The 3,688-nt window shown below is 60.6% G+C and carries 3 protein-coding genes; all 3 read left to right on the forward strand.

What is annotated here, in order from left to right:
• The coding region (locus HKN06_00005) for a hypothetical protein (protein ID NNF59687.1) at positions 1–1,142 on the forward strand (1,142 nt) is incomplete at its 5' end.
• 10 nt (positions 1,143–1,152) lie between these two features.
• Entirely contained in the window at positions 1,153–3,027 is a 1,875-nt protein-coding gene (locus tag HKN06_00010; GenBank protein ID NNF59688.1) for a hypothetical protein, read from the forward strand.
• 73 nt (positions 3,028–3,100) lie between these two features.
• Positions 3,101–3,688 (forward strand): hypothetical protein (locus HKN06_00015; protein NNF59689.1); only part of this gene is annotated, 588 nt, incomplete at its 3' end.

Consider the following 3,688-nt stretch of genomic DNA (forward strand, 5'->3'; position numbering starts at 1 on the left):
TGCCGGCGAGCTTTGACGACTTCGTTACCTGCCTCGACGACAGCAACCAGGGCATCAACGTCACGCTCACGCCACTGGACAGCAACTACAACGTGATTACCGACCGGTTCGAACCGGTGGGCATCGACGTGAGTGACGAGACCGTGGTTGACGTGATCATGAATCCCGTCCCGCCACCGACTGAACCCACCACTGATGGCTTCACGTTTGCCAGCGGCTTTGACAAGGGCTTCCGGACCAAGTACCTCTCAGCGGGAGTCTGGGCCAACGTAGAGTCCGGCGTTGACGGCAGCCGCGGCGCCTACACCGGCGTCGAGGCCGGCGTACCTGTCACGCTGTTCGGTCAATCCTTCGAACTGGCCGGCATGGAAGCCGGCGGCAAGGCGCAACCCTGGGGTGGCGACTGCCTGTTCGAAACCGATCTGTCGCTGCTCGGGGCAGTGGTACTGGCTGGCACGACGGAAGGCCTGCCATGCAATCCGCTCACCGGTGAGGGCTTCGCCTCTTACTGGCAGGTTGGCGGTTCAACTTGCCCGACGGCAGCTGGCAGCAACTGCTTCCGCTGGAATCCTGACGACGACGACGAACGCGACAGGTACAACCAGTGCATGCGCGAATGCTGGGCCATTGGTACCGGCAAGGGTGGCAACAAGCAGTTCATGGTCGGTCCAGTGCCAGTCAATGTGGATTTCTCCGTATCCGGGGCATCAGGCCTCACTATAAGGGCTGAAGTGCCGTGCGGTGACCACAGCAACCTGGACACGTCAGCGTTTGAAGCCAGCGCGGGACACTGGGCCAGCATTGGCGCAGACGTCAAGGCAGGCGTCGGCTTCAGTATCGCCTCGGCAGGTGTCGGTGGCAGCGCCACGCTGATCCAGAATGATCTGATCGGCCGCGCAGTAGCGGATCTCGACAAGATGAATGCGACTGACATCAAATTCACCGTTGGCAGTGACCTCGTCAACACGCTCACGGGGCCACAAGGCAAGATCTATGCCTATGCAAAGGTCACCATCGATTACTGGCTCGGTGACTACACGCTGAAGTACACCAAGAACATCCTCAAGCTTGGTCCGGCCAACGCACCACGAAAGGACGTGATCTTCTGTGCAACCGATGACACAACTGTGACGATGTTCTGAGGACGACACAATGAAAAGAACAACGATTCGCAAACTTGCAGGCCTGGGAACCTCGCTGCTGCTCGCCGCTGTCGTAGTCTTCATTTACGTCGACGGCCGGCAACAGCCTCCCGGGCCGGTTCTCGAGACTACTGTGGCGCTGCCGCAGCTGGCCTGGCAGGCCGGTGACGTGCAGCGCTACAGCGTTTCGATGCAATCGACCGTACAGTTAGAGCTCCTGCCCGAGCTGGGGCCTGTTGCCCTGGTGCAGGACATGGATGCCTTCCTTAACCTGCGCGTGTTCCCGGTGTCCGACACCGGGACCCGCGTGGGCTTTCAGCTCGATCAGGTTAACTATCGGGTCGCCGGCAACCCGGTAGCGGAACTGCAGCAGCGCCTGGCACCGCCATTCGTCGCAACCTTCGCGCCGGACGGCCGTATTGTCGATGTCGAGTTCCCGCAGGAAGTCGACGCGACTGAAAGGACCATGCTGGCCGAGATCATCCGCGCGGTGCAGCTGGTGCTGCCCGCTGCTGGCGAAACCCAGTTTGTCGACGGGCACCTGACCTGGACGGCGACCGAGACGCACAACACCGGCCAGTATCTTGCCCGCTACCAGCTTGCTGACGATGGCAGCATCGTCAAGGAAAAACTGCGCTACACGTCTGTCGACCAGTCGCTGGGCAATGCAGGACTGAAGCAGTCGGCTATCACCCTGCGGCTGGAACCCGGCACCAGCTGGATTACCACCGCACTGGCGGATGAGCATATGCTCATTGGCACCGGTGACAGCGCGGCAATCGACAACAAGCTGCGGATCGAAATCCAGCTGACAAATACAACACCGTCTGCCGACCTGGCCCTGTTGCAGGGGGCAAGCTGGCTGGCAATGCTGGCCGATGCCGAGAAAGCAGCGGTCGGCGTGGTACCCGAAGCAACGGAAGATGAGCTTGCATCGCTGCAGGAACGTCGCGCACAGCGCCTCGAAAGCCTGCTGGCCGACCTCAACGGCGACAAGGCTGATGACCCCACTGTTTTGCGAGAGATTATCGACTTACTGGTCGATGAGCCGGAGTTTGCCTACCGCGTTCGCGATGTGCTCGACGCGCCCGGGCTCAATGCTTCGGCCGAGCCGCGACTGATACACGCGCTGGCACGGGCCGGCACCCGACAGGCGCAGGAAATTCTCAGCTTCATGTCCGAGGACCCTGCCGAAGAACATTTCAACCGGATTCGTGCGGTGTCTGCGCTGGGCAGCACGGAGAAGATCAGCAAGTCCAGCCTCGATGCGCTGGTGCGCATGACGGAAATTGCGGACGTCAGCGGCAGCCCGTGGAAACTGCAGGAAACCGCCTTGCTGGCAGCCGGCTCTGTCGGCCGCCTGTCACGCGAGAACGATTTGCAGCTCGAAGGCGAAGTCAACGAACTGCTGGCTGGCAAGCTTGCCAGCGCCAGCGGCGAACGGGACATTGAAATCGCGCTGAAAGCAATCGGTAATTCCGCCGACAGCAGCTTCGCCGACAGCGTACAGCCGCTGCTGGATCATGGTTCACCGGCCGTTCGCGCAACCGCCGCCGAGACCATGGGACGGATAAAAGCCGACAACGCCGTGCAGGCACTAACCACACAGCTGCGGTCAGAACGCGACCCCACCGTCCGGGCATCGATCGCCGTCGGCCTGTACAAGGCCGGCAACGCCTCGACCGAATCACTGGCGCTGGTCAATTCCGCCATCGCCGGCGAACCGGTAGTCCGCACCCGTTTTTACATGGTGCGATACCTGGGCGAAAACCTGGAAATCTATCCCGATGCAATGGACACGATCGCTTACCTGGCGCGCAACGACCAGGCCAACCAGGTGCGCCGCTACGCCGCCGGCCTGGTACTTAAGGACCGCAGTAGTTAACAATGATGCGGGATAGCGAACGCTTCTTCGCTGAAGAGCTATAATTGGGTTATCCGGGTGGCCGGAGATTTGCGTGTCGCGCATCCTGCTGCAATTTATTCTTCTTGTGCTGGCGCTGGCTGCCGGCATCGCGCAGGCGCAGACGCTGTACCGGCTGGCGGCGGAGGCCACCTTCAAAAAAACCTGCATGGCGCCGTGCCGTTGTCCCGACTATGGCGAAGAAATCACGGTACGCGGCACCTTCGAACTTGGCGATGCGATGCCAGGTGACGTGTTCGACTTTCGCGAGATTTCCGCTCTCTACTGGACGCTCAGCGATCTGGACAATCCGTTACAGACCATTACCGGGTCGGGCGTTTACAAGGTCACCAATTTTGGTCAGAAACCGTTGCAGGAACTGCAGCTCGAGCTGTCATTCGACGGCGGGCCGCCGGTGCATTTTTTCAGCGATGCCGTACCACTGGGTAGCAAAGGGCCGGAAATCGACATCAAGGTGTCGCGTAATGGTTTCCATTGCTACGACACCATCATCCGGGTGATTGCCGCGCCGGTGCCGCCGGCGGAGATCACGCCGTATATGCTCAACGACAACAGCACGTTTCAACAAGGGTGTTTTGATCCGTGTGACTGCATCCTGGAAGAACCGCGGCCGATGACCGGT

The organism is Gammaproteobacteria bacterium (genome assembly GCA_013003425.1).
GTDB lineage: Bacteria > Pseudomonadota > Gammaproteobacteria > Steroidobacterales > JABDKV01 > JABDJB01.

Excerpts from the sequence above, each read along its gene's own strand:
- HKN06_00010 (NNF59688.1), top strand. The coding sequence starts at position 1,153 with ATGAAAAGAACAACGATTCGCAAACTTGCAGGCCTGGGAACCTCGCTG.